The 26,086-nt window shown below is 63.4% G+C and carries 20 protein-coding genes and 1 pseudogene; 16 read left to right on the top strand and 5 right to left on the bottom strand.

What is annotated here, in order from left to right:
* Positions 1-5 precede the first annotated feature (5 nt).
* Positions 6-731: a heme-binding protein gene (locus EN818_RS28350; protein ID WP_245518907.1), complete on the bottom strand. Its 726-nt coding sequence runs from the start codon at positions 729-731 to the stop codon at positions 6-8.
* 382 nt (positions 732-1,113) lie between these two features.
* Positions 1,114-1,359, bottom strand: coding sequence for a hypothetical protein (locus tag EN818_RS28345; protein WP_095807976.1), 246 nt, complete (start codon positions 1,357-1,359; stop codon positions 1,114-1,116).
* Between the two features lie 194 nt (positions 1,360-1,553).
* Between EN818_RS28345 and EN818_RS28340 the strand changes: the two are divergent.
* The 14 genes and pseudogenes from EN818_RS28340 (at position 1,554) to EN818_RS28275 (ending at position 17,340) form a co-directional block, all read left to right on the top strand.
* Positions 1,554-1,867, top strand: a pseudogene (locus EN818_RS28340) (hypothetical protein).
* A gap of 460 nt (positions 1,868-2,327) precedes the next feature.
* Complete coding sequence (locus EN818_RS28335) at positions 2,328-3,302, top strand: sugar-binding transcriptional regulator (protein ID WP_135906077.1); 975 nt, start codon at positions 2,328-2,330, stop codon at positions 3,300-3,302.
* Between the two features lie 45 nt (positions 3,303-3,347).
* A complete protein-coding gene (locus tag EN818_RS28330) occupies positions 3,348-4,793 on the top strand; it encodes an extracellular solute-binding protein (protein ID WP_135906076.1) in 1,446 nt (481 codons plus the stop codon).
* A gap of 158 nt (positions 4,794-4,951) precedes the next feature.
* Positions 4,952-5,875, top strand: a complete 924-nt coding sequence (locus tag EN818_RS28325; RefSeq protein WP_135906075.1) for a sugar ABC transporter permease — start codon at positions 4,952-4,954, stop codon at positions 5,873-5,875.
* A gap of 9 nt (positions 5,876-5,884) precedes the next feature.
* On the top strand, positions 5,885-6,742 hold the full coding sequence (locus EN818_RS28320; RefSeq protein WP_095807981.1) for a carbohydrate ABC transporter permease: 858 nt from the start codon (positions 5,885-5,887) through the stop codon (positions 6,740-6,742).
* 5 nt (positions 6,743-6,747) lie between these two features.
* The gene (locus tag EN818_RS28315; protein ID WP_135906074.1) at positions 6,748-7,866 is read left to right on the top strand and encodes an ABC transporter ATP-binding protein; all 1,119 of its coding nucleotides are present in this window, start codon (positions 6,748-6,750) and stop codon (positions 7,864-7,866) included.
* Positions 7,863-8,987, top strand: a complete 1,125-nt coding sequence (locus EN818_RS28310) for an ABC transporter ATP-binding protein (RefSeq protein WP_129553231.1) — start codon at positions 7,863-7,865, stop codon at positions 8,985-8,987. Before EN818_RS28315 ends, EN818_RS28310 begins: the two co-directional genes overlap by 4 nt.
* On the top strand, positions 8,987-10,540 hold the full coding sequence (locus EN818_RS28305) for an FGGY-family carbohydrate kinase (RefSeq protein ID WP_135906073.1): 1,554 nt from the start codon (positions 8,987-8,989) through the stop codon (positions 10,538-10,540). Before EN818_RS28310 ends, EN818_RS28305 begins: the two co-directional genes overlap by 1 nt.
* 8 nt (positions 10,541-10,548) lie before the next feature.
* On the top strand, positions 10,549-11,589 hold the full coding sequence (locus EN818_RS28300) for a 2-hydroxyacid dehydrogenase (RefSeq protein ID WP_135906072.1): 1,041 nt from the start codon (positions 10,549-10,551) through the stop codon (positions 11,587-11,589).
* A gap of 45 nt (positions 11,590-11,634) precedes the next feature.
* On the top strand, positions 11,635-13,152 hold the full coding sequence (locus EN818_RS28295) for a glycerol-3-phosphate dehydrogenase (protein ID WP_135906071.1): 1,518 nt from the start codon (positions 11,635-11,637) through the stop codon (positions 13,150-13,152).
* Positions 13,152-14,225, top strand: a complete 1,074-nt coding sequence (locus EN818_RS28290; RefSeq protein ID WP_135906070.1) for a class II aldolase/adducin family protein — start codon at positions 13,152-13,154, stop codon at positions 14,223-14,225. The genes EN818_RS28295 and EN818_RS28290 overlap by 1 nt, the downstream gene beginning before the upstream one ends.
* Positions 14,222-15,496 carry an FGGY-family carbohydrate kinase gene (locus EN818_RS28285; protein WP_135906069.1) on the top strand — a complete coding sequence of 425 codons (1,275 nt, stop codon included), beginning with the start codon at positions 14,222-14,224 and terminating at the stop codon, positions 15,494-15,496. Before EN818_RS28290 ends, EN818_RS28285 begins: the two co-directional genes overlap by 4 nt.
* Positions 15,493-16,359 carry a TIGR01459 family HAD-type hydrolase gene (locus EN818_RS28280; RefSeq protein ID WP_245518906.1) on the top strand — a complete coding sequence of 289 codons (867 nt, stop codon included), beginning with the start codon at positions 15,493-15,495 and terminating at the stop codon, positions 16,357-16,359. Before EN818_RS28285 ends, EN818_RS28280 begins: the two co-directional genes overlap by 4 nt.
* A gap of 15 nt (positions 16,360-16,374) precedes the next feature.
* The gene (locus EN818_RS28275) at positions 16,375-17,340 is read left to right on the top strand and encodes a TIM barrel protein (RefSeq protein WP_135906068.1); all 966 of its coding nucleotides are present in this window, start codon (positions 16,375-16,377) and stop codon (positions 17,338-17,340) included.
* 55 nt (positions 17,341-17,395) lie between these two features.
* Here EN818_RS28275 and EN818_RS28270 read toward each other — a convergent pair whose 3' ends face one another.
* The 3 genes from EN818_RS28270 to EN818_RS28260 form a co-directional block, all read right to left on the bottom strand.
* Positions 17,396-18,184 carry a hypothetical protein gene (locus EN818_RS28270; RefSeq protein WP_135906067.1) on the bottom strand — a complete coding sequence of 263 codons (789 nt, stop codon included), beginning with the start codon at positions 18,182-18,184 and terminating at the stop codon, positions 17,396-17,398.
* 242 nt (positions 18,185-18,426) lie between these two features.
* Positions 18,427-19,149 carry a hypothetical protein gene (locus EN818_RS28265; protein WP_129553223.1) on the bottom strand — a complete coding sequence of 241 codons (723 nt, stop codon included), beginning with the start codon at positions 19,147-19,149 and terminating at the stop codon, positions 18,427-18,429.
* A 97-nt stretch (positions 19,150-19,246) separates the two neighbouring features.
* A complete protein-coding gene (locus EN818_RS28260) occupies positions 19,247-22,039 on the bottom strand; it encodes a glycosyltransferase family 25 protein (protein ID WP_135906066.1) in 2,793 nt (930 codons plus the stop codon).
* A 1,165-nt stretch (positions 22,040-23,204) separates the two neighbouring features.
* Here EN818_RS28260 and EN818_RS28255 point away from each other — a divergent pair.
* Both EN818_RS28255 and EN818_RS28245 read left to right on the top strand, forming a co-directional pair.
* Positions 23,205-23,519 carry a hypothetical protein gene (locus tag EN818_RS28255; RefSeq protein ID WP_135906065.1) on the top strand — a complete coding sequence of 105 codons (315 nt, stop codon included), beginning with the start codon at positions 23,205-23,207 and terminating at the stop codon, positions 23,517-23,519.
* 85 nt (positions 23,520-23,604) lie between these two features.
* A partial coding sequence (locus EN818_RS28245) for a DUF4347 domain-containing protein (protein WP_189523978.1) occupies positions 23,605-26,086 on the top strand: 2,482 nt, incomplete at its 3' end.

Below are 26,086 nucleotides of genomic sequence, written 5' to 3'. Positions count from 1 at the left end.
GCTCTTCATTTGGCAACGGAGCCCCCGACTCCAGCCCCCAGTTCCGCGGCGATATCGGCCTCCTTGCCCGCGCACAGCGGATGGCCCCAGCCGGATGCGCTTTTGCCGCCGGGATCGAGGTCGTAGACGATGGCGTCCTTGCGATTGGGATTGACGCCGGCCGGAACCTTGTCGAGGCCGAGCGCCGCCCGAACGCGCCAGGCGACATTGTGATCGGCGCAGGAGGAATCGCCGCTGATGCCAAGACCGCCGACGATCGTCTTGCCGTCATAGAGGGCGAGGCCGCCGCCAAACACCACCACGCCACCGATCGGCTTGCCGATCAGCGGATCGTTGACGCTGCCGAACGTCCTGGCCTCGCCGGCAAAGGCCGCCGCCTGGTTGACCGGATTGGTTGCCTGCAGGCCGAAGAGCGGGCCGCCCGGCTGGACGCCAGCATAGAGATTGGCCGTCGACAGAGCCATCTGAGCCAGGCTCAAGCCGTTGGCCGTGTTGGCCTTTTCGGCGGCGATCAGCCGGCTGCCGGGCCACTGCGCATCGATGCTGGGACCGCTGAAGGCGACCGCGCAGACCGTGCCGTCGCGAGCCACGATCGCAGCCCATTCGTTTGTTTCGAAGCCGCCATTGGCCGGCCCTCCGCTCGCCTTGACGCTGGCCTTCAGCGCGGAGAGCAACTTGTCGTGATCGGCCGGGCAGGGCGCTTGCGCCCAGGCCGTATCGTGCTGCAGCAAACCGATCGCCAAACCCACGAGGCTGACAGCTAGTGAAAGAAACCGACGGCGATCCATGGGCCTCAAAGCATTTTGTTGACTTCGGCACAGGCGAAGCGACCGACGCCTGATGGCGACGCCACGTCCACCATCGCTGCAGGCTGATCTCGCTCTTGCTGCGCGCCTCCGAACTGGCCTGCCGCGGCTTTGTTCCTGGTTACGCGTGGAATATTGGGCTGGATCCTGCCCCTTGGGCTGCGAACCTCACCGCAGAGTCGCGGTTCTGCTCCTCCGTTGTGACCGAAGCCTGCCCGATCCACGGGCGGGCTTCGCTCCTTCGATGGGCGGGCAAGGTTCGCTCTGGAGACGAGTAGTGCGCCAGGATTTGGCGCCAAGCGACCCGTCAGCCGGGTTCTCGCGCCGACGCTCGTGTTCTGCGATATGCCGCCAATAACGCTGCCTTGGCAGCTTCCCTGCGCTTCTTGATCTCCAGCGCTCTCAGGAAAGCGAGAGCGCCTACGTCGCAGGCATGTCTTGAAGGTCCGTTGGAACTGATGATTATTCTGGCCTGGTCCAGCGTCAGCCCATGCCTTTCCGCGAAGGCTTGTGGGTCATAGGCGTCGTTCCAGTTCGCTATCGGCTTGGTCATCTTGTCTCCTGGCTGGCTTGTGAAGCACAGAACGCGCTGGACAGGCCAAGGTTTCAAAGCCTGAAATCCGCTGGCCGTGTTGGTGAGTTCGCCGCACGCCGGGAGGCATTTCACAGCCGGGCGCCCATCATTTGTGATTGACCGCCCTCGGGTTCGGCGCGCTACCCCTTGAGCAAACCAGGATCGACGGGACCATGAACCGCCTTCTATTCCTCTTGGCCGATTTCCTGTCCCGACCGCCGGGCTTCTATCTCATCGTCGCCGCGATGGCCGCGTGCACGCTGCTGGTGCATTTTGGCCTGACCAACGTCGTCACCTATGCATTGTCGGTGGCCGCCATCATCATCACGGGCGTCGTCCTCATCCAAAACTATCGCGACACGGCTGCGATCCACGCCAAGCTCGACGAGATCGTCCTGCGATCGAATTGGTCGGTCTGGAGCACGCCGACCCGGAGGAGATAAAGTCGAAACTGGCGCAGCTTGAGGCGGAGGCAGCCTCCAAGTGAAGCTGACGGCAACGCGCTGCCAGGTTCCGGGGAACAAGCGCTGTGGTCCCGCGTTCGCACGCAAATGGAGCAGCTTCGTTCAGATTTCGCAGCGATGGCGCAGCCTGGCTATTGGATTGCCATTGGCCTTTTGCTGCTCCCTTACGGCGTGGGAGTGTTCTTCCTGGTGAGGACGTGCCACTGCCTGTGACTTAACGCCAGTTTCGATAGCGGCGAGGAGTTCCATGCGGGCGCAGACGATGCCGTCTGACGGCTAAGCGCGATCTGCACAGTCCTCAATCTGTCGTAGCGACGGCGTCCCCGCCGCCAGGCCGCTGGGATCAGAAATCCACGTGAATCGCTGTACGCCGCTCCGGGCACTGACACGGCTTTTGCGCTGTAGGGCATTCGCCCCACTTGACTTCCGCGGCGCGCTGTGAAAAATTTTGCAGCAACTGATAAAAATATCAAAAGGGCGGAAATGGTTGGGTTCGGCAACGGCCTCCTGCGCGACGACGAGACCAGCATGGCCGCCCGCGCCGCCTGGCTTCACTACGCCGGCGGCCTGACCCAGTCGGAGGTCGCCAAGCGGCTCGGCCTCACCAGCCTCAAGGCGCATCGCCTCATCACCAAGGCCAACCAGGAAGGCTTGGTGAAGGTCTATATCGACGGCGAGGTGTCGGAATGCGTCGCGCTCGAGGACGAGCTTTCTCACCGCTATGGTCTCGACTACTGCGAGGTTGTGCCGGATTTCGACACCGAGGACCTGCCGCTCAAGGCGCTCGGCATTGCCGGCGCGCAATTCCTCAAGCGCGAAGTCGAGCGCGGCGAGGACACGCTGATCGGCGTCGGCCATGGCCGCACACTCGCGGCTTGCGTCGAGTACCTGCCGCGTGCATCCGCGGACCAGATCCGCTTCGTCTCGCTGCTCGGCGGCTTGACGCGCAAATTCTCCGCCAACCCGCACGACGTCATTCATCGGCTGGCTGAACGCACCGGCGCCGAGGCCTACGTCATGCCGGTGCCGATGTTCGCCAACACCGTCGAGGATCGTGCCGTGCTGCTCGGTCAAAAGGGCATCAGCGAGGTCTTCGATCTGGCAAGGTCAGCCGACCTTCTGCTTGCCGGCATCGGCACTGCCGAGCAGGAGGCCTCGCTCGTTGCCACCGGCATGATCGGCAAGGCCGAGATGGAGGAGACCCGGCGCAACGGCGCGGTCGGCGAACTGCTCGGCCACTTCTTCGACGAGGCGGGAAGGCCGGTGGCGACCACGGTTTCCAGCCGCGCGCTGGCGTTGGCGCGCGAGGACATCGCCAACCGCAGGATCGTCGCCGTCGCCGGCGGCAAGATCAAGGTTCGCGCCATCAAGTCAGTGCTGGAGGGGCGCTTTCTCAAGGGCTTGATAACCGACGAGCGGACGGCGCGGTCGCTCGTGGAACAGACGCCGGTCGGGTAGCCGGCACCGCTTTGGTTGAAACTACCCTTTGGAGGAGAAGAGGACATGCATGAGAAAGAGAAAGACCTGATCGATGCGTTCCTGCGCGAACAAGTCGACCGCCGAGGGCTGATCAAGGGGCTGGGCGCCATGGGCCTTGCCGCCGGCACTGCCGGCATCCTGCTCAATCTTGGCCAAACGCGCGCACTCGCCGCCGATTTCGACTGGCAGGCGCACAAGGGCAAGACCATCAAGCTCCTGCTCAACAAGCATCCCTATGCCGATGCGATGATTGCCGACCTCGACAATTTCAAGCAGCTGACCGGCATGAACGTCACCTATGACGTGTTCCCGGAAGACGTCTATTTCGACAAGGTGACGGCGGCGCTCTCGGCAAGCTCGCCGGAGTACGACGCCTTCATGACCGGCGCTTACATGACCTGGACCTACGGCCCGGCCGGCTGGATCACCGACCTCAACGAATGGATCAAGGATCCGGCCAAGACCAATCCGAAATATGCCTGGGATGACTTCCTGCCCGGCGTCAGGAACTCCTGCGCCTGGAACGGCAAGCCCGGCGGTGCGCTCGGTTCAGAAGACGCCAAGCAGTGGTGCATTCCGTGGGGTTTCGAGCAGAACAACATCACCTACAACAAGGCGATGTTCGACAAGGCGGGTGTCAAGGTTCCCGGCAACATGGACGAACTGGTCGCCGCGGCTGCCAAGCTCACGAAGGATGTCGGAGGCGGCGTCTACGGCATCGGCGTGCGCGGCTCGCGTTCCTGGGCGACGATCCATCCTGGCTTCCTGTCTGCCTATGCCAATTTCGACCAGAAGGACCTCAACGTCTCGGCCGACGGCAAACTGTCGGCGGCCATGAACACCGCCGAATCCAAGGCCTTCCACAAGCAGTGGGTGCAGATGATCCAGGAGAGCGGTCCGAAGGACTGGTCGACCTACACGTGGTACCAGGTCGGCACCGATCTCGGCGCCGGCGCTTCGGCGATGATCTTCGACGCCGACATCCTCGGCTACTTCATGAATGGCGGCTCCAACAAGATGGCCGGTCAGCTCGCCTTCGCCGGCTTCAAGGCCAATCCGGCCGCCAAGGCGCCGACGCCGAACATCTGGATCTGGTCGCTGTCGATGTCCAACTTCTCCAAGGACAAGGACGCCACCTGGTACTTCATGCAGTGGGCCTCCGGGCTCGATCACTGCCTGTTCGGCGCAACCAAGATGGACTTCGTCAACCCGGTCCGCCAGGCGGTCTGGAAGGACGAGATGTTCCGCGAGAAGCTCAACAAGAGCTATCCTGGCTATGTCGAGATGTTCGACGCTTCCGCGCCAGGCGCCAGCATCAAGTTCACCGCGCAGCCGCTGTTCTTCGATCTCACCACCGAATGGGCGGCGACGTTGCAGAAGATGGTGGCCAAGGAAGTGCCGGTCGACGAAGGCCTCGACAAGCTGGCCGAAAGCATCAACGGCCAGCTCAAGGAGGCTGGTCTCGGCTGACGGTTGACAGGGCTGGTCCGCCTCGCGCGGGCCAGCCCGGAATTTGAGGACAACTTCGCGACGCGGTGCCAAAATCCGGCATCGCCATCTCGCCCCACCGGCCGCCTTGCTCCCTGGGCGGCCGGCAGGCGGTAGCACAGGATTGACGGAACAGCGCGATGACCGCGGCCACCATGCACAAAACCAGGCCCTCCGGCCTCAGGATCAGCAAGAGGGTGTTGCCCTATCTCCTGAGCCTGCCGGCCTTGCTGGTCTGCATCGGCATCCTGATCCCGTTCCTGACTTCCGTCGTCTATTCCTTCCAGCGCTATCGGCTGAGCCAGCCCTGGGCGCGCCAGTTCAATTGGGGCGACAATTACATCTCCTTCTTCACCGATCCGAAATTCTGGAACACGCTGGAGATATCGCTGCTTTATGCCGGCATCACCGTCGGGCTGGAGCTGCTGCTCGGCCTCGGCATCGCCATGCTGCTGCAGAAGCGCACGACGCTGAACAATTTCATCTCGATCATGCTCTTGATGCCGCTGATGACGGCGCCGGCGCTCGCCGCGCTGATGTGGAAGCTGATGACCAATCCGGGCTTCGGCGTGCTGAGCTATCTCGCCAGCCTCGTCGGGCTGCAGGATTTCCGCTGGGCGTCCTCGCCCTCCACGGCGCTACTCACAGTCGTGCTTGTCGACATCTGGGTCTACACCCCCTTCATCATGATCCTGCTGCTTGCCGGCCTGCGCAGCCTGCCGACGCAGCCTTTCGAGGCGGCGGCACTCGACGGGGTGCCGAGGAGCTTCGTCTTCTTCCGCATCACCTTGCCGATGCTGACGCCTTACATCCTGACGGCGACGCTGTTCCGCTTGCTCGATTCCATCCAGCAGTTCGACATCATCTACGCCATGACCCAAGGCGGGCCCGGGGACACGCTGACCGTCTTCCAGGTCGAGGCCTATCTGAACTTCTTTCAGTCGACCAATGTCGGCCGCTCAGCGGCGCTGATGATCATCCTGTGGGCGATCACCTATTTCCTATCCAACATCTTCATCAAGAACTGGCTCAGGCTGCGCGAACGCGCGCGCGGCCTGTCATAGGAGCCCGGGATGGAACACACCTCGCTTCTCGAACGTGTCCTGCGCGGCGCAGCGCTGACCCTGGTCGTGGTCTTCTTCATGTTTCCGATCGCCTGGATCTTCATGATGTCGTTCCAGACCAACGAGACGATCCTGCGCATCCCGCCGCAGCTGGTCTTCGAGCCGACGCTCGCCAACTACACGGCGCTGATCACCGGCAAGCTGGTCACCGCCGCCGGCACGCTCGACATCGCCTTCATGCGCAACCTGTGGAACTCGGTGTTCCTGTCGGTGACCTCTGTCGCGCTCTCATTGCTGCTCGGCGTGCCGGCTGCCTATGCGTTTGCCCGCCATAAGTTCCGCGGCTCTGAAGACATCGCCTTCACGCTGCTGTCGTTCCGCTTCGCGCCGGCGCTGTTGGTGCTTCTGCCTCTTACCCTCTATTTCCAGAAGCTGGGGCTGGCCAACACCTATATCGGGCTGATCTGGGTCTACCAGCTGATCTGCCTGCCGCTCATCCTGTGGATCGTGCGCGGCTATTTCGAGGACATTCCGGCCGACATCGAATACGCCTACCGCATCGCCGGCCATTCCTGGTTCGCCACCTTCCGCAAGATCGCGCTGCCGCTTGCCGGGCCAGGCATTGCGGCTGCTGGCCTGCTCGCCTTCATCTTTGCCTGGAACAATTTCGTCTTCGCGCTGGTGCTCGCCTCCGCCGACAAGCAGCCGGTGACGGTCGGTGCGCTCGCCTTCATCACCTCTTCGGGCATCCAGTACGGCCAGATCTCGGCGGCGATTGTCCTGTCGATCACGCCGACGCTGGCGCTGGCGCTCTATGCGCAACGCTATCTCGTCGAAGGTCTGTCGCTCGGTGCTGTGAAAGGGTAGTTCGGATGGCCAGCCTCGAGCTCAAGAACATCGTCAAGCGCTACAAGAGCCAGACGGTCCTCGACAACCTGTCACTGACTGTGGCCGATGGCGAGACGCTGGTCCTGTTCGGACCCTCCGGCGCCGGCAAGACCGTGCTTCTGCGGCTTGTCGCCGGCGTCATCGACCCTGACGAGGGCGAGATCCTCATCGGCGGCGAGGACATGACCGATGTCGATGCCGAATTCCGCGGCGTCGGCATGGCCTTTCAGAACTTCGCGCTGTTTCCCCATATGAGCGCCTTCGGGAACATCGCCACGCCGCTCGAGGCCAAGCGCACGTCCGAAAGCTCCATCAAAACCGGTGTTGAAAGCGTCGCCAAGCTGCTGAAGATCGGCCATGTGCTCTCCCACAAGCCGCGCGCGCTGTCCAACGGGCAGAAACAGCGAACCGCGCTTGCCCGTGCGCTGGTCGGCTCGCCGCCGCTGCTCCTGCTCGACGATCCGCTGCGCAACGTCGATGCCAAGCTGCGTTTCGAGATGCGCCTGGAGCTGCCGCGGCTGCTCGCCGACCGCGGCGCGACCGTCATCTACGTCACCCAGGACTACAAGGAGGCGATGGCGCTCGGCGACCGCATTGCCGTCATGTCGCAAGGCGTGGTCATGCAGCTCGGCACGCCCGAGCAGATCTACCGCGAGCCTGCCAATATCGAGATCGCACGGCTGTTCGGCGATCCGACCATCAATCTGCTCGACGTCAAGCCGCAGCGCGATGGCAAGGGCATCTATATCGGGCTGTCGAATGTGCAGGTGCATCTGGCGGGCGCGCCCGAGGCGGCGATCGGTCGTGACTGCATCATCGGCCTGCGGCCCGAGGCGCTGCATTTCGCTGGCGAGCGCGAACCGGGCGCCATTCCGGTAACGGTCGAGGCCGAGACGCCGCTCAATGAGAAGATCGTCACGCTGGTGCGCACCGTGCGCGGCCGCGAAATCCTCGTCTCGCGGCCGGCCGGCACGCCGGGGCACAGCGGCGGCAAGACCCATATCGCCGTCGATGCGAAGAGCGCGCTGCTCTTCGACCAGGCGAACGGCGAGCGCATCGGCTCGAAGAACGTCGTCAATCTGCGCAACGGAGAAGCGGCATGAGCACCAGTGCCCTAAGCATTTCCGGTGTCGACAAGTTCTATGGCCCGATCGATCGCGGCGTGCATGCGGTCAAGAACCTGACGATCGAGATCGCCAAGGGCGAGATCGTCGCGCTGCTGGGCTCCTCGGGCTGTGGCAAGACTTCGACTTTGCGCATGATCGCCGGCTTCGAGGAGGTCTCGCGCGGCGAGATTTCGGTGGCCGGCCGCAAGGTGCACATGCTGGCGCCGGTGAGGCGCAATGTGGCGATGGCCTTCGAGGGCTATTCGCTCTATCCGCCGCTCACCGTGCGCGAGAACATGGCCTTCGCCCTGAAGGCCTCCAGGCTGCACAAGGGCGACGTCGAAGCCAAGGTCGCCAACATCGCCAAGCTGCTCGAGATCGAGGACATTCTCGACCGCTATCCAAGCTCCATCTCGGGCGGCCAGCAGCAACGCGCCAGCCTCGGCAGGGCGTTGATCCGCAATGCCGATCTGCATCTCCTCGACGAACCGATGGGCCAGCTCGAGCCGCAACTGCGCGCCGTCCTGCGTGGCCGCATCAAGCATTTCATCAAGGAGCGCGGCCTGACCGCGATCCTGGTCACCCACGACCAGACCGAGGCCAACGCTCTGGCCGATCGCATCGCGGTGATGGAGGGTGGCGTGCTGCAGCAGTTCGACACGCCGCAAAGGATCAAGGAACGGCCGGCGAACCTGTTCACCGGTACCTTTGTCGGCGAGCCGCCGATGAATGTATTCGAAGCGTTTGTCGGAAGCGCCGCCGGCAAGGTCAATCTGCGGCTCCCCGACGGCCTCTCGCTCGACTACGACCAGGATGCCTTCAGCGCGCCGGTGCGCGACCTGCTTCTGAGCCGGGAACGAGTCGTCATCGGAGTCAGACCCTATGCGGTCCGCCGTTCCAAGGACGGCGTTCCGGCCACCGTCTCTGCCAATCAATGGTTGGGCGACCAGACGCACATCGCGGCCGATTTCGCCGGCGGCTCGCTGGTTCTGGTCGAGCATGACCGCACGCGCCTGGAACTGGGCGAGCCGATCAAGGTCAGCATCGACCCGGCCAATCTGCACGTTTTCGACCAGGCGAGCGGCAACGCCATTGCGCACGGCATGGAGCTCGCCTGATGCGGGATGTGCTGATCGGCATCGACGCCGGCACGTCTGTCATCAAGTCCGTCGCTTTCGATACGGCGGGCCGCCAGATCGCGGCCGCGGCGCTTCCGAACCGATACGAAACCTTGCCGGGCGGCGGCGCCGAGCAGGATTTGGCGCGCACATGGACCGATACAGCCACCACCTTGCGCCAGCTGGCTGAGAAGGTGCCCAACCTCGCCGAGCGCGTCATCGCCATTTCCGTGACAGGGCAGGGCGACGGCACATGGCTGATCGACAAGCGGGGCGAACCGGTTGCAAAAGGCTGGCTATGGCTCGACGCGCGTGCGGCCGGCATCGTCGACGAGATCCGCGCCAGGCCCGAAGACCGGCTGCGCTTCGAGAGGACCGGCAGCGGCCTCGCTGCCTGCCAGCAGGGCTCGCAGTTCGTGTTCATGAAACGCAACATGCCGGGCATGCTCGGCCAGGCGGCGACCGCGTTCCACTGCAAGGACTGGCTCTATTTCCGCCTGACCGGCGAGCGCGCCACTGATCCTTCCGAAAGCACCTTCACCTTCGGCGATTTTCGCACCCGCGAGTATGACGATGACGTGCTCGAGGTGCTGGGCTTGGCAGACCTCAGGCATCTGCTGCCGCCGATCGTCGACGGCACCAGGCAGAGCGCCAGTCTTTCGCAGGAGGCTGCCGAAGCGACGGGGCTCACTGCCAGCACGCCGGTCGTGCTCGCCTATGTCGACGTCGTCTGCACGGCGCTCGGCGCCGGCCTGTTCGACCGTCAGCGCAAGCCGGGCTGCTCGATCATCGGTTCCACCGGCATGCATATGCGGCTGGCCGAGACGCCGGACGAGGTGCTGCTCAACGAAGCCAAGACCGGCTACACGATGACCATGCCGGCGCCCGGCGTCTTCGCCCAGATGCAGTCGAACATGGCGGCGACGCTCAACATCGACTGGGTGCTCGGCCTCGCCTCCGGCATCCTCGCCTCGCAAGGCATCACGCGCTCGAACGGCGAGATGATCGCGCTGGTCGAACAATGGATCGCCTCGTCGCAGCCGGCATCGCTGATCTATCAGCCCTATGTCTCGGAGGCCGGCGAGCGGGGGCCGTTTGTCGACGCCAATGCCAGGGCCGGCTTCGTCGGCATTTCTTCGCGGCACAGCTATGCCGACATGGTGCGCGCGGTCTTCGAGGGCCTCGCCTTCGCGGCGCGCGATTGCTACGCCGCCATGGGTCCGCTGCCGAGCGAGATCCGCCTCACCGGCGGCGCGGCCCGCAGCCCGGCGCTGCGCAGGATTCTCGGCGCTGCCGTGGGCGCTGACATTCGCATCAGCGCGCGCGAGGAGGCGGGGGCGGCTGGCGCGGCGATGATCGCCGCCGTCTGCGTCGGCCTCTATCCGTCGATGGACGACTGCGTCGGCGAATGGGTGACACCGCTGCTTGGCCGGGCCGAGCCCAGCGACCGGGAGCTCGCCGCCAAATACGAAGCCATGGCTCCCTCCTACGCAATGGCACATGAGGCGCTGCGCCCGGTCTGGCGGTTGATGGCTGCATCGAAGGTGAATTGAGAACTGGCATGCACAGAAAGATTGCGATCATCGGCGACCGCTTCATGCTTCCGGATGTGTTCCGGTCTCAGATTGAGAAGGCGTGCGGCGACAGCCTCGACATCCGCACCCTCGAAACCGCCTGGCCCGACCAACCGATGGAGTTCGGCAATCCGGCGCTCGGCCTCGACAAGATCAAGGAGTATTTTGGCCATCCGGACGAGGTGGTCGGCTTCATCGGCGATGCCGAGATCCTGGTCACCCAGCTTGCGCCACTGTCGGAAGGCATGATGCGGCGCCTTCCGGCACTGAAGCTGGTGGCGGTTTCGCGCGGCGGTCCGATCAACATCGACATGGCTGCCGCCAGGGCCCACGGCATCCGGGTCGTCAATGTCCCCGGCCGCAACGCCAGCGCCGTCGCCGAATTCACGATCGGCGCCATCCTGGCCGAAACGCGCCTGATCCGCGTCGGTCACGAGGCCCTGCGCAAGGGCGAGTGGCGCGGCGATCTCTACCGTGCCGACCGCACCGGCCGCGAGCTCAGCGAAATGACCGTCGGCGTCGTTGGCTACGGCAATATCGGCACCAAGGTGGTGCGCCTGCTGCGCGCCTTCGGTTGCCGTATCCTGGTCTGCGATCCCTATGTGCAATTGAGCGCGGAAGACCGCAACGCGGGGGTGGAATTGGTCGCGCTGGACGACCTCCTTGGCCGTTCCGATGTGGTGACGATCCATCCCCGGGTGACCGATGAGACGAGGGGCCTGATCAACAAGGAAAGCATCGCCAGGATGAAGCCCGGCGCCATCTTCATCAACACGGCGCGGGGGCCGCTGGTCGATTACGACGCGCTCTACGACGCGTTGCTTTCCGGCCAGATCGCCAGCGCCATGCTGGAGACTTTCGCCGTCGAGCCGGTGCCTGCCGACTGGCCGTTGCTGCAGCTGCCGAACGTGACGCTCACCCCGCACATCGCGGGCGCGTCGGTACGCACCGTCACCTATGCGGCCGAGCAGGCGGCCGAGGAGGTGCGCCGCTTCCTTGCCGGCCTGCCGCCGGTCAATCCCTGCTGAAGGCGCCGCGACGATGCACAGAAGCGGTATCGGAGATCAGCGCGGATGACCGGCGGCAGCGAGATCGTCGACCTCTTCATCATCGGCGGCGGCGTCAACGGCGCCGGCATCGCCCGCGATGCGGCCGGCCGCGGCCTGTCCGTCATCCTGTGCGAGAAGGACGATCTTGCCGAAGGCACCAGTTCCCGCTCCGGCAAGCTGGTCCATGGCGGCCTGCGTTACCTCGAATATTACGAGTTCCGCCTGGTCCGCGAGGCGCTGATCGAGCGCGAGGTGCTGCTCGAATCCGCCCCGCACATCATCTGGCCGATGCGCTTCGTGCTGCCGCACAGTCCCGACGATCGGCCGGCCTGGCTGGTGCGGCTCGGCCTGTTCCTCTACGACCATCTCGGCGGCCGCAAGCGGCTGCCCGCCACGCGCATGCTCGACCTTCGCAAGGCGCCGGAGGGCGCGCCGATCAAGGATGCCTTCAAGCGGGGCTTCGAATATTCGGATTGCTGGGTCGACGACGCCAGGCTGGTGATCCTCAATGCGCTCGATGCAGCCGAACGCGGGGCGAGGGTCTTCACCCGCACTGCCTGCACCGCCGCCCGCCGCGAGAACGGCCTGTGGGTCGTCGAGATGCGCGACGGGAGCACCGGCGTGAAGACGACGGTGCGGGCGCGGGCGCTGATCAATGCGGCCGGCCCTTGGGTCAACGACGTCGTCAACCGTGTCGCCGGTCAGAACTCCAAGCGCAATGTTCGCCTGGTCAAGGGCAGCCACATCGTCGTGCCGAAATTCTGGGAAGGGCGGCAGGCCTATCTCGTCCAGAACGACGACAAGCGGGTGATCTTCATCAATCCCTACCAGAACGATCTGGCGCTGATCGGCACCACCGACATTCCCTACGAAGGTCGGCCCGAGGACGTCAAAGCGGACGGCAGCGAGATCGACTACCTGATCAAGGTCGTCAACCGCTACTTCAAACGTGGGCTTTCGCGCGGCGACCTCGTTCACTCCTTCTCCGGCGTTCGGCCGCTCTATGACGACAATGCCGACAACCCAAGCGCGGTGACCCGCGACTACATCTTCGAACTCGACGCGCCGGAAGGCCAGGCCCCGCTGCTGTCGATCTTCGGCGGCAAGATCACCACGTTTCGCAAGCTGGCCGAGCACGCGCTGGATCGCATCCGGCCCTTCTTTCCGAACATGGGCAAGGCCTGGACTTCCGATGCGCATCTGCCCGGCGGCGATATTGCCAACGCCGACTTCGAACAGTTCCTCGGCGATCTTGGCCGCGACTATCCGTGGATGCCGGCCTCCCTGCTCAAGCATTATGGCCGCCTCTACGGAACGCGCACCCGCGCCCTGGTCGGCGCCGCCAGCTCCGTCGCTGACCTCGGGCGGCAGTTTGGCAGGGACTTCTTCGAACGCGAGGCCGCTTATTTGCTCGAACACGAATGGGCTTCGACAGCCGCCGACATTCTGGACCGCCGCACCAAGCATGGGCTGCATCTTTCGCCGCCGGAGCGTGCGGCCTTCGAGGACTGGTGCGCCAATCGATTGGCGAAGGCAGGCTGATGGCTGCTCGCATCGATCAGGAGGACGCCGAGTTACAGGCGCTTCGTAGTCTGTCGGCCAGCGTCGGCGCCGATCCGCTGCTCGTCCAGGGCGCCGGCGGCAACACCTCGCTCAAGCAGGCTGGTCTGTTGTGGATCAAGGCGTCCGGCACCTGGCTGATGAATGCGGCGGCCAGCGATATCATGGTGCCTGTGGAATTGGCGCCTTTGCTCGAGGCGGTGGCGCGACGCAGCCCGGCGGCGGAGAAAGCCGACCAGTTCACGCCGGCCGATCTCAACCTGCACCGGCTGCGGCCTTCCATCGAAACCACCGTGCATGCGCTGCTGCCGCAGAAGATCGTCGTCCACGTCCATTGTGTCGAGACCATCGCCGCTGCGGTTCAGGCCAACGCCGAAGCGCTGCTTGCCGAACGCCTGCGCGGTCTCGACTGGGCTTTCGTGCCCTATCGCCGGCCGGGCCTGCCGCTGGCGCAGGGCATGGCCGAGCGGCTGGGGCCGCGCACCGACGTGCTGGTGCTCGGCAATCACGGGCTCGTCGTTGCCGGCGACACCGTCGCCGAGGCGAGCCTGCTGCTGCGGCGCGTCAGCGGCCTGCTTGCCCGCCCGGCGCGTGCCGCTCCGGCGCCCGATGTTGACGCGTTGCTGCGACTGGCCATGGGCAGCGACTACCGCCTTCCGCGTGCCGTCGAGGCGCACGCGGCGGCGACCGACCTCGTCAGTTGCCGCATCGCGGCGTCCGGCAGCCTCTATCCCGACCACGTCATCTTCCTGGGTATCGGATCAGTGATCGCTGGCCCGAAAGAGAACGCCGCCGCTGTCGCCGCGAGGATGAGCGCGTGCGGCGAGCCATCTCCCGTATCGATCCTGTTTCCCGGCAAGGGCGTCCTGATGCGGCGTGACGCCGATGCCGGCGCCGAAGCGATGGCGCGCTGCCTGGCCGATGTCGCCGCGCGCGTCGATCCGGCGGCGCACGTCAACTATCTCAGCCCGCAGGAGAATGCCGAGCTGCTCAACTGGGACGCGGAGAAATATCGCCAAGAGTTGAACCGGCGCAGCGGGGCATCGCTGCAATGACCGGGCTCGTCGTCGGCATCGACGTCGGCACCTCGGGCGTGCGCGCCGTCGCCATGGACGCGAGCTTTGCGATCCACGGCCAGGCTGGCGTCGCGCTCGCCGATTTCGGGACCGATTGGCGGGACCCGGCGACATGGTGGCGCGCGATCGAGGCGGCCCTCACGGCGCTGTTTGCTCGGGTCGATGCCGGCCAGGTTCGCGCGCTTGCCGTCGACGGCACCTCCGGCACCATGCTGCCGGTCGACCGCGCCGGCGAGCCGCTGAGCGGGGCATTGATGTATTCCGACAAGGTCGAGGACGCCGCCATTCTCTCGGCGATCGCTGCCGAGGCGCCGCCGGAAAGCGCAGCGCATGGCGCCACCTCCGGCCTTGCCAAGCTGCTGCTGTTCCAAAGCAGATTGAGGCCGGCCCGGGTTCTCCACCAGGCCGATTGGATCGCCGGCCGTCTCACCCGACGTTTCGCCGTTAGCGACGAGAACAATGCGCTTAAGACCGGTTATGACCCGGTTCGGCGCCGCTGGCCCGATTGGATCGGCAGGACCGGCGCCGACATGGCCTTGCTGCCGCAGGTCGTTCCGCCGGGGACGGCGATCGCAGCGATCAGCGCCGAGAGCGCGAAACGCTTCGGGCTGGCCGGCGATGCAGTGGTGGTCGCCGGCACCACTGACGGCTGCGCCTCCTTTCTTGCCACCGGAGCCGCCCGCGTCGGCGACGCCGTCACCGCGCTCGGCTCCTCTCTGACGCTCAAGGCACTGTGCGAGACGCCCCTGTTTGCGCCTCAGTTCGGCATCTACAGCCACCGCATCGGCGACGCCTGGCTGGCCGGCGGCGCGTCGAACACCGGCGGCAAGGTGCTGGCGCATTTCTTTCCCGTCGAGCGCATCGTCGAACTCTCCGGGTCGATAAAGCCGGACCGGCCGACCGGCCTCGATTATTATCCCTTGATTGGCCCCGGCGAACGCTTTCCGATCGCCGATGCCGGCCTCGCGCCGCGCCTCGAACCGCGCCCGGCGGATGACGCGCTTTTCCTGCAGGCGATGTTGGAGGGCATTGCCGCCATCGAAGCACGCGGCTACCGCCAGCTTGCCGATCTCGGCGGGCCGGAGCTGCGATCCGTTCGCAGCGTCGGCGGCGGCGCGCGCAACCCGGCGTGGACGGCAATCCGCGGGAAGAAGCTGGGCGTGCCCTTTCTTGATGCGCTTTGCGAGGAAGCGGCGGCCGGAACGGCAAGGCTGGCACTTCAGGGCGCACGCCAGGCGGGGCTTCTGTGAGCAGCGCCACGACCAAACCCGTGGCGCTGCGAGACCTTGCTGACCTCGCCGGCCGCTACGATCATTTCCTCATCGATCAGTTCGGCGTCCTCCATGACGGCAGCGTCGCCTATCCAGGGGCGATCGAGGCGCTGTCGAAACTGAAGGCCGCCGGGAAGTCGGTTGTGCTTTTGTCCAATTCCGGCAAGCGGTCGGCCCCGAACGAGGATCGCCTGGTCGGGCTAGGCTTCAAGCGCGGCTCCTGGGATATCTTTCTCAGCTCCGGGGAAGTCGCCTGGCGGCGATTTGCCGGGCTGGCAGGGCACCCCGGCCTTGCGTCCGGCACACGCTGCCTGCTGATTGCGCGCGATGGCGACAGGAGCGCTGTCGACGGGCTCGATCTCGAGCTGGTCGATGACGCCGGCCGCGCCGACATCATCCTGCTGTCGGCAAGTGAAGGCGACCGCTTCGAGCTCGACCACTATCGTCATTTGCTGGCGCCTGCGGCGCAGGCCGGCGTGCCGTGCCTGTGCACCAATCCCGACAGGATCATGTTGACCAGATCGGGGCCGCGTTTCGGCGCCGGCCGGATCGCCGAGCTGTACGAGGAACTCGGCGGCCGGGTCGAATGGATCGGCAAGCCGTATGGGGCGATCTACGAGGCCGCGCTCGACAGGCTGGGCAATCCTGCGCGCGAAAGCGTTGTCGGGATAGGCGACAGCGTCGAGCACGACATTGCCGGCGCTTCTGGTGCCGGCTTGTCATCGGCGCTTGTGCGTTCCGGCATACTAGCCGCGATGAGTGGTCAGGAGCTTGACGAGCTGTTTGCCGGTCACGGCGCCCGGCCGGACTTTGTCCTGCCAAGCTTCGTCTGGCAGGCCTGAGCAGGAGGTGAGATCTTGCCTTTCACACTGTCGCTGAACACCAATCCCCTGGTCAACCGCTTCGCTGATCCAGACGATCTGATCGACGCCATCGCCTATGACATCGGCATCAGGGACGTCCAGCTCACGCATGAGTTCGTCAATCCCGGCTGGCCGGCGGCGACGATCGCTAAGTTTATCCGGCTGTTCCGCGCAGCTCTGGCGCGCACCGGCGTGCGCATCACCTCCGGCATGACCGGTCCCTATGGTCGGCTCAACCATTTCGGCCACCCGGATGCCGATGTCCGCCGCTACTATGTCGACTGGTTCAAGACCTTCGCCGACATCTCGGTTGAGCTTGGCGCGAGCGGCATCGGCACGCAGTTCGCCATCTTCACTCATAAGGACTATGACGATCCCGAACGCCGCGCCCGCCTCCTCGACATCGCGATGGAGTGCTGGCGCGAGGTCGCCGAGCACGCCAGGGCGGCCGGATTGACCTATCTGTTCTGGGAGCCGATGTCGGTCGGCCGCGAGTTCGGCCAAACCATCGAGAGCTGCCGGGCGCTGCACGAGCAGATCGAGGCCGCCGGTCTTGCCATTCCGCTGAAGATGATGGTCGACATCGACCATGGCGACGTGACGTCGAGCAATCCCGCCGACATCGACCCTTATGCCTGGGCCGAGGCTTTCCCGCGGGAGTCCCCGATCATTCACATCAAGCAATCGTCGATGAACAAGGGCGGCCACTGGCCCTTCACCGAGGCCCACAACAAGGATGGCCGCATCACGCCCCAAAAATTCCTAGAGACGGTGCGGCGCGGCGGCGGCACCGACAACGAGATCTGCCTCGAGCTGTCGTTTCGCGAGCGCGAGCCTGTCGACCATCAGGTCGTCGCCATGATCCGCGAGTCGGTCGACTACTGGGCGCCTTTCATCGATCCCGGCAGGTCGGCTTTGGCCCCACGCAGCACGGCTCCGACATCCAGACGCGGCGTCTGACGGCTTCGGTTCGCATGTGAGCTGGGGCGCCTAAGCGATCGGGCGAGGGGATGCGCTAAGCAATATGCAGCATGTCGCGCAAGTGCTGCGGCAGTCGCGGTGAAGCCTGCAGATCGGCACAGCTTTTTGCCCATTGCGACAGATAGTCGGCGATCGGAATGCCGCTGCGCCCCGGCCAGCGGTTGAGCGCGCCCAGCGCCTCAACGCAATCCGGCACCCGTTCGTATTCCGCCAGGATGTTGAGGGCCATGGGTTTTGCGAATGGATTGAGGTTCGGAACCTCGATTTCGCTTTGGTGATTGGCGAACCAAAGGGCTGGATCCTGGGTAAGCCCCTGGGCGTCCGCCAAAGCGGCGTAGCCTTTGATGATGTTCTCGCGATACTTGCCAATGGCGTCGCCGAAGGCGTTGTCGCCTGCGAAGGGCGGGTTCTTCTTCCAGTCCTTCGCCAAGCGACCCAGTCCGCGCAGCGAGAAGGCTTCGACCATGGCTTCCTCGAGCCATTGGCAGGGCGGGGCAGGTTTGGCATCGGCCTGCCAGCTGTTGGCAAACACATGGCCGAGTTCATGCCCGAACTGGTAGGCAAGCTTCGACCAGTCCCGCTCGCCGATATCGACGATGATCCAGGCCATGCTGCTGCCGTCGCGATGCAGCCAGATGGCCGGTGGCCCGGATGTATGTTCCTCGACGCGCAGTCGCGTCGGCTGGCGATCGGAGACCAGGCGGACCCCGTCAAGGCATGCGTGCCGCATGCGCTCGACCACCTGAACGGCCGCACCCTCCAGCATGCCGCCCCAGTCTCCGGCAAGCTCGATCGGGGCGGTGAGAAGGGAGGTCGAGGGCACGGTTTCGGGAGATGACGGCGATGGGGCCGTGGAATTGCCCTGCGTGCTACTGCTTCGCCGCTTGACCATTGTTGAAACCGACGCGAGGGCCGCGAGGACGAAAACCAGCCCCGTAAATTCTCGCCTTCTCAGCAACCGACGTCACCTCATGATTGCTGGCAGTAGAGATGGGTTCGCGGTTGTACATTTCTTGACGAGTATGCAGGAGCGCAAATGTTGGATCCGATCGCATTCATAATTTTTTATCTTCCGAACACACGGCGAGAAAGGAGCGCGTACTGGATTGCCTCAGCTCTACCAAGTTGAGACAAAAACATGGCTTGTTGCCGCCTGGCCTCCTCATGACCGTAACCACTGCCAGGAGGGTGTATTACGGAAACTGACGCATCCCGCATGACCGACAGCTTGTTCGCGAAGCTGTAGGCGCAAGCTGCCCAATCGATTCCCCAGCCAAGATTGTTGTCGCTATATTCAAGCGTGCGCAGGAATCTAACGACGGAAACCGTCAGCGCCCATACGATGCAGTCTGTCATCGCAACGACCTTTAGATGTGGATCGCGCGTATTCATGATCTCCACGTTTCGCGTGGGGAACGCCGTGTTGTCGATTTCGGGAGACCAAATCCCCAGACTCGAGTCATTATAGAATCGCTTGTAGCACAAATCGACCAACTTACCAAAATCATCGGCTAGGACGTCTCCTTGTATCTGCAAGAGAATATCGCCATCAAAACATTCAAGAGCTCTTTTGAAGGCCATTCCGTAGTAATGACTGCTATCAATCTTCAGCCAATCGTCATTGATGACACCTTCTGGAATAGGATCCAGAGAAGAGTCAATGACGGTAGCTTTTGCAGACCGAAGGCGTGCCTGTTGATATATCCTGGTGACGTTGTCGACCTTATTTGGCCAACAAAATATTATTGTGTGTATACGCAATCCGTTGTTTGTAGATGTATGGTTCAAGGAAGATCACTCGCGCCGGAGTTTACATATGATCCAATGGCAGTATGAGACTGTCTCGGAGCGGAAACAGCATCAGTCAGGTGCTAGCTGTTCCTTTCTAACCGTGGTCCGTAGTTGTTCGATCTGAAGGCAGCCCGTCATCCAGGACAACGAGTTGCGGCATGCAGAGGTAAGCCTGCATCGAGCCATAGGCCCCACACATCGCGCAATCGATGCCGGTGTCGTCCAGCACCACGGGAGTCCCGGGAAATGGGACAAGGCGGCTTCGCAGCGGCAGCAACTTCTCGAGAAGGATTCGCGCCCCTCTTGGCGAGACGGTGTAGGCCTGCGTTCCAAATGAATGCTGCAGGCGGATGAGCGATCTGGGGAACTTTTCCGACTGAAACAACGCAGTTCTGTTGGCGTAGCGGCGATCGTAGAATTCCAGCTTGGCGTTCGTAAGACCGAAATCCAGCCAGATGAACGAGGGATCAATTATATAACCCCACTGTATCAGGTCCCAACCTGCCGGCGCTCGGGACAGGATGTCGGCGGACTCCTCCATGAATCGATACGATGCGCGAACGTCATCTTCAAAGACGGTAATCGTCCTGTTCTCCGAAACCGACCGCTTCCACAAATCGATATGAGATAGCGCGCATCCCAGTGTCCCCGGGGGATAGGGACAGTCATCGGTGATCATACCGTCCTCGATGAGCGCGTTCCTGTCCAGGGAAGCGCCGTCGACGGCCGACACGCGAACCGTATTGTGCATCAGATGCCAATTATGACTTTGATACCTGTTCCAGCGCTCGGCGCTGCGGTCCAGGTTGATCAGATGTATCTTCGGCGGGTCCGTCAGCTCGGGTCGCGCCAGCATCGGAGCGGGCCCAGAGCCCGTAGCGCCGCTCAACAAGGGGACGTCGCCCGCGTTGCGCAAAAGCTCGCCTGCGCGTTCGATCCCGCCACTCACGTAATATTCATGATCGCCGAAGGTGATGTAGCCGTAGACCTGCCGGTTATCCATGTACTGGACGATGCCGGATCGTCGGGCGCTGTCGGCAAAGATGACATATTCATATCGCGATGTGCCGTCCTCATATGTCAGCTCGGTCAGCACGTCGGCGCGCACAAGATAGGTGCAGTGCACGAGCGGCATCTCGATGACGCCGCGCACATGGCGGTTGAGGACCCAGCCATATTGATCGCACTTCGCATAGTAGCCGTTCGCGTCGACCTCGGCGTGGTAGTTCGAATAGTATTGGCCCGGCGAGATGGAGCGCAGCAGCGGCGCCACGATCGGCAAGTCGAGCGCGACCAGCTCTCGCAGCGTGGCCGACCGCACGAAATTGTCGACGTCGACGACGAAATAGAAGTCGCAATTGTGCTCGAGGGTCTTGCGCAGGCTGATGTTGCGGATCCGGCCAAGCACCTTGAAACGCGTCTCGTTCCATTCGTGCTCGCGAAACTTCTCGACCCGGTCGGCTACGTCCGAACTGTCGAACTCGACCGCCGCATAGAGGTGGCCGACGCGCTCCACCCACTCGCGCAATATCTGCTCGGTTCTATCGGTGTTGTTGTTTGTTCGGATGTAGAGGACGATCGAGTCCTTAGGGTAGTCGAGCGACTCGATGCATGCCAGGTAAAGCGGGAGCGCGGATTCTTTCTGTTTGGCCAATATCGCGACCAGGACGCGCGGTGTGCCCCTTAGCCGCGAGCGCAGCGGACGCTGCGCAACCAGCCTGTGCTGCTCGACCAAGCTCTCGGCGCCGAGCCTTCCCAATTCCGGTGACTCGCGGACCTGGAGCTTGTCGGAGGCGAAACGGGCATTGGCGGCCACGCGCTTCACCATGTCCGGCGGCAATTTGTCGGAAGCCAGCAATTTCAGGCAGGCATCGAGCGACTCCCGATATGCGCCCGCCCAATATGCGTTGACCGAAAACTCGTCGAGCAGCCCGTAGTCATATACCCAAGGCTGAACGAACAGGCCGACTGGCTCCTTGAGGTCCAGGCCGCGACGCGCAAACTCCTGCCCTTCGGCGTTCCGGCCTTGGTTGCGGCAATAGTTGCTCGCTGCGTGCAGAGCTTCCCCGCGAGTGGGTACGGTCTGGGTCGCACGCTCGTAAACCGCGACGACCTCTTCGAAGTCCCGCCCGAGGGCTGCCATGAGGTTGCCGGCCTCGAGCAGGCTTACGTAGATCTCCTCGCTCCAAAACCCAAGTTCGGCGCGCTTCAGATAGTGTTGCAGCGCCTTTTCACGTTCACCGCAATCTCGGTAGCTCTGCGCGAGATAGAAGGTGTAGCGCGAGATCAGGAACGGGTCGGTCTCGGTTGTAAGCGCATTCTCCAGCACGGCCGCATCGTCCTGGTATTTTCGCGGGTTCTGACTGCGGGCTCCGCCGCGTCCTGTCGCAATGCGGAACCCCTCGGCGTTCTGTCTCGTGATGGGGCCTGGAGGAGCCTCGAGATATTCGTGCAGCACACCTTTGAAGGAGAAAGGCAGTCGGTTGCGGCAGATCTGCGGGCGATAGAACGAAATGCCGCCATGAGACACCTCGACGTCGTACAAATCGTGTTCCATCCGCGATTTGAAGACGGTGGGCTCGAAGTCGGGATCCTGGATCAGCACATCGTCGGCATCGATGATCATCGCATAGTCGACAGTCTCAACCTCACGCAGTCTCTCGAGGGCGAAGCTGCGGTTGTATGCAAAGTCCCGCCAGGGCTCGTCGATGACGGCACCGGCGACGTTGTGTGCAGTGAGAAAGCCGCGGATGAGGTCTTGCGTGCCGTCCGTGGAACCCGTGTCGACGATGAGAATATAGTCGACAAGCGGCAGGACGCTGGTCAGGCATTGCTGGATGACTTTCGTCTCGTTCTTGACGATCATACACAGGCCGATGGTGCTCATGCCAATCCCTCAGCGCGGCGGCGTTTCTTGCACGCCTGTTCGAAATTGTGAAAAGGGGGTGCTTGCGGCCCGCCGCGCACACCAGGCGCTGCGAACCAGCACCTGCAATTTGCCGTTTCAAAATCGACGATCATTTGAGGCAAAGATGTTTGCCGCTTGTCATGTTTTTGACTGTCGCCCCTCGGATGACTGCGAGCTGAGACAATCATATTTGCACCGCTCTGCCATCTGCGACAGCAATCCTTTTAGATGAGTATTCATCCGAGTTTACGCTCTATGCATGCCCCCGCGCGATCATTGCCAGGCCTTGTGGCAAAACTCGCGGGTTCTATCGGGCAAGTTGCGCTTTTTCGGGCGGTTTCAGGTCGCCCGCTACCACGCCGCCTTCGCCTATGGTGAGCCAGCCTTTTCGCAACGGCAAGAGCCGGCCGGACCTCCCCGAACAAATCGAGACGCTGCCAGGCAGGGCAGGACCTGGCCGCAAGCAATTTTTTCTTGACTAGCGGCACCGGTCTAAGCCTCGGATTTTCAACGTCCTTCCGACCGGGCCCATAGTGCATCGCAGTTCTGCTATTCATAAGTTGTAAACTAAACCATTTACAAGGTTATAAATTTCGAATTTACTAATGTCTAATGTAACGGGAGGGTATCCGCGATCGAGCGAAAGGACCGCCGTTTCGCGTATGTCTGCTGAGCTAGTAGGAGTATCCGGGAGCAAGCCCTTCATGCGTGAAGGCGCACTGCTTTAGGCGTGCAAGCGTATCGTCGGGTCAGCTTCAGCCTGTGATCCACGGTCGGCCGTCTCCCCATTGATGTTCCATCGCCAGTAGTCGGTTCCCTCTCGCAGTCGTCGTCGAGAAAATCGCGACACGCGTGATGGAGTTGACAGTGGTTCGAGTGATATCGCCCACCAAACGGTGTCGCGCTGGCGCGGCTTCCCGTCTCGCTCTGTCTCCGCCCTGCCCAAAACTCGCCGCCCTCAAGAGTTCACCAGCGACTGCCATGCGCTCGTCTCGGAAGCTGCGGCGCTTTCATGAACTTGGAACTTTTTCGGCTCTCGCCAACGTGGCCCGCCCAGGCCGGCGGCGGGCGCTCCGCACTGACTGAAACCCAAAGGACGAAAGAAAAGCGGCGGCGCAAGTCGCAACCGATCGAGGAGGATGTAATGAGCTACACAGCGAGCTTTGCGGTCATGGAAGTCACCGTCCGAGGCGTCCTGCCCATAGGCGACTCGACCGAGAACGTAACCTATTTCGTGCTCGACACCGCCAAGAACTCGATCGTCGGTCAGGTCATTCTTCCCAAGGCCGTCAAGCGAAGCCTCGCCGTCGCGCTCACCGTCAAGGTCCCAAGCACTGCCGGCTCATTGGCGATCGGCACGTTTGACGATGGCGGCAATTTCCAGGTCGCGAGCTTCCTGCGGGTGGAGATCCCTGCGGTTCAACGTCCCGATGGTGCCGTCGGGGCGCCCGGAAGATGACGCCGCTGCTTGTTCCCGTCGCTCGCCGGTCAGGTCGGTGAGCGGTTTCCCCTTGAATTGAATTCAAAGCCAACAGGAGCCGGTTATGGCCCGCGTCTCTGAAATTCTCTTTCTGGATCCTTCGGTCTCCGACGTTCAGACAGTTCTCGGCAATCTGAGGCCCGAAGTCCGGGCTGTCGTGCTCGACGGCCGCCGGCGGCCGGCGCAGCAGATCGCCGCTGGCCTTGAAGGCCACGAAGGCCTGGATGCGGTCCACATCATGGCGCACGGCGCGCCTGGGCGGGTCGTGTTCACTGCGGGAGAATGGTCGGTCGAAAAATTGCAGGATGCGGCTGATGGTTTCGCCGCCATCGGCAGGGCGCTTGCAGCAAATGGCGAGCTTCGGCTGTGGAGCTGCCAAACAGCGTTCGGGGATGCCGGCGAACGGTTCATGGCGACGCTGGAAGAGGCCGTTGGCGCGGACGTTTGTGCCTCGACGTCGCTGGTCGGCGCGGCCGGCCTTGGCGGAGCATGGGATATTGCCGTTAGTTCGTCCAAGACGTTGCCGCCGCTGACCCCGGAAGGTGTGGCAAATTACGCGGGAGTCCTTGTGGCGGGCGACCTAACGCTCACTGGAACGATCGACCCGGGTTCAAGCAATAACATCAATACTTACTATTTGGTCGATACAGATGGTACGATAATTACAACAGATGACACGGTTGTTGGAAGCTTTCAGTTGCCATCAGCAGCCAACGCTGCGGTACCAAATTTTTCGATAACAGTAACAGTTCCAGAAATTGGACATAACTATCTAATATACGACTCGGGCTTCCATCTATACGGTTCGCTTAATTTTGTCGCCGACACTGACCCCATCACTCCTGGCGATCAACCAGGTTATCAATTTGTTACTGCGCCGATCAACAACATCGGCGCTCCGGGCAACAATGGCAATCACTTTACTGGTGGCCTCTTAAGTATCGCGAGTTCTGGCACCGTCGGTCCGACAGGCCCGGCAGGTGCGACCGGCGCCACGGGCGCAACCGGGGCCACTGGTGCTACGGGCGCTACCGGGGCCACGGGCGCGACCGGCGCGACAGGGGATACCGGCGCCACGGGCGATACCGGCGCCACGGGTGCGACTGGCTCGACCGGAGCCACAGGTGACACCGGCGCAACGGGGGCGACCGGCGCCACAGGCTCGACCGGTGCGACAGGTGACACAGGTGCAACGGGTGCAACAGGAGCGACGGGCTCGACCGGTGCTACCGGCGCGACGGGCGATACCGGCGCCACGGGTGCGACTGGCTCGACCGGAGCCACAGGTGCCACTGGCTCGACCGGAGCTACAGGTGCCACTGGTGCCACAGGCGACACGGGTGCGACGGGAGCGACTGGCGCAACGGGTGCAACCGGCTCAACTGGCGCCACGGGTGCGACTGGCTCGACCGGAGCCACAGGTGCCACTGGCGACACCGGCGCAACCGGAGCCACAGGCTCGACCGGTGCGACGGGTGCTACTGGCTCGACGGGCGCTACTGGTTCTACCGGAGCAACCGGCGCGACAGGTGCAACCGGAGCGACTGGTGCGACCGGAGCAACCGGATCGACCGGAGCAACTGGGTCGACTGGAGCGACTGGAGCAACCGGCTCGACCGGAGCGACAGGGTCGACTGGAGCAACCGGGCAGACAGGTGCGACTGGTTCCACCGGAGCAACCGGGGCTACGGGCTCAACTGGAGCAACCGGAGCTACTGGCGCGACTGGCTCTACTGGAGCGACAGGCTCGACCGGCGCGACTGGAGCAACTGGGTCGACTGGAGCCACAGGAGCGACTGGCGCAACTGGGTCGACTGGAGCGACTGGAGCAACCGGCTCGACCGGAGCGACAGGGTCGACTGGAGCAACCGGGCAGACAGGTGCCACTGGTTCCACCGGAGCAACCGGGGCTACGGGCTCAACTGGAGCTACTGGCGCGACTGGCTCTACTGGAGCGACAGGCTCGACCGGCGCGACTGGAGCAACTGGGTCGACTGGAGCCACAGGAGCGACTGGCGCAACCGGCTCAACTGGGGCCACAGGTGCAACTGGTGCGACGGGAGCTACCGGACCGACAGGGTCGACCGGTGCGACAGGTGCTACGGGCTCGACTGGCGCCACTGGCGCGACCGGAGCGACAGGCTCGACCGGAGCCACAGGTGCCACTGGCGACACCGGCGCAACCGGAGCCACAGGCTCGACCGGTGCGACGGGTGCTACTGGCTCGACGGGCGCTACTGGTTCTACCGGAGCAACCGGCGCGACTGGTGCAACCGGAGCGACTGGTGCGACCGGAGCAACCGGATCGACTGGTGCGACCGGAGCAACCGGATCGACCGGAGCTACTGGCGCGACTGGCTCTACTGGAGCAACCGGCTCGACCGGAGCGACAGGGTCGACTGGAGCAACCGGGCAGACAGGTGCGACTGGTTCCACCGGAGCAACCGGGGCTACGGGCTCAACTGGAGCAACCGGAGCTACTGGCGCGACTGGCTCTACTGGAGCGACAGGCTCGACCGGCGCGACTGGAGCAACTGGGTCGACCG

It is taken from the genome of Mesorhizobium sp. M3A.F.Ca.ET.175.01.1.1 (assembly GCF_004791945.1).
GTDB lineage: Bacteria > Pseudomonadota > Alphaproteobacteria > Rhizobiales > Rhizobiaceae > Mesorhizobium.
This window is presented reverse-complemented; position numbering and strand designations above follow the sequence as displayed.

Bases quoted from the DNA above. Each gene is read 5' to 3' on its own strand.
- EN818_RS28345 (WP_095807976.1), bottom strand. From the start codon at position 1,359: ATGACCAAGCCGATAGCGAACTGGAACGACGCCTATGACCCACAAGCC.
- EN818_RS28335 (WP_135906077.1), top strand. From the start codon at position 2,328: ATGGTTGGGTTCGGCAACGGCCTCCTGCGCGACGACGAGACCAGCATG.
- EN818_RS28330 (WP_135906076.1), top strand. From the start codon at position 3,348: ATGCATGAGAAAGAGAAAGACCTGATCGATGCGTTCCTGCGCGAACAA.
- EN818_RS28325 (WP_135906075.1), top strand. From the start codon at position 4,952: ATGACCGCGGCCACCATGCACAAAACCAGGCCCTCCGGCCTCAGGATC.
- EN818_RS28320 (WP_095807981.1), top strand. From the start codon at position 5,885: ATGGAACACACCTCGCTTCTCGAACGTGTCCTGCGCGGCGCAGCGCTG.
- EN818_RS28315 (WP_135906074.1), top strand. From the start codon at position 6,748: ATGGCCAGCCTCGAGCTCAAGAACATCGTCAAGCGCTACAAGAGCCAG.
- EN818_RS28310 (WP_129553231.1), top strand. From the start codon at position 7,863: ATGAGCACCAGTGCCCTAAGCATTTCCGGTGTCGACAAGTTCTATGGC.
- EN818_RS28305 (WP_135906073.1), top strand. From the start codon at position 8,987: ATGCGGGATGTGCTGATCGGCATCGACGCCGGCACGTCTGTCATCAAG.
- EN818_RS28300 (WP_135906072.1), top strand. From the start codon at position 10,549: ATGCACAGAAAGATTGCGATCATCGGCGACCGCTTCATGCTTCCGGAT.
- EN818_RS28295 (WP_135906071.1), top strand. From the start codon at position 11,635: ATGACCGGCGGCAGCGAGATCGTCGACCTCTTCATCATCGGCGGCGGC.
- EN818_RS28290 (WP_135906070.1), top strand. From the start codon at position 13,152: ATGGCTGCTCGCATCGATCAGGAGGACGCCGAGTTACAGGCGCTTCGT.
- EN818_RS28285 (WP_135906069.1), top strand. From the start codon at position 14,222: ATGACCGGGCTCGTCGTCGGCATCGACGTCGGCACCTCGGGCGTGCGC.
- EN818_RS28260 (WP_135906066.1), bottom strand. From the start codon at position 22,039: ATGAGCACCATCGGCCTGTGTATGATCGTCAAGAACGAGACGAAAGTC.
- EN818_RS28255 (WP_135906065.1), top strand. From the start codon at position 23,205: ATGAGCTACACAGCGAGCTTTGCGGTCATGGAAGTCACCGTCCGAGGC.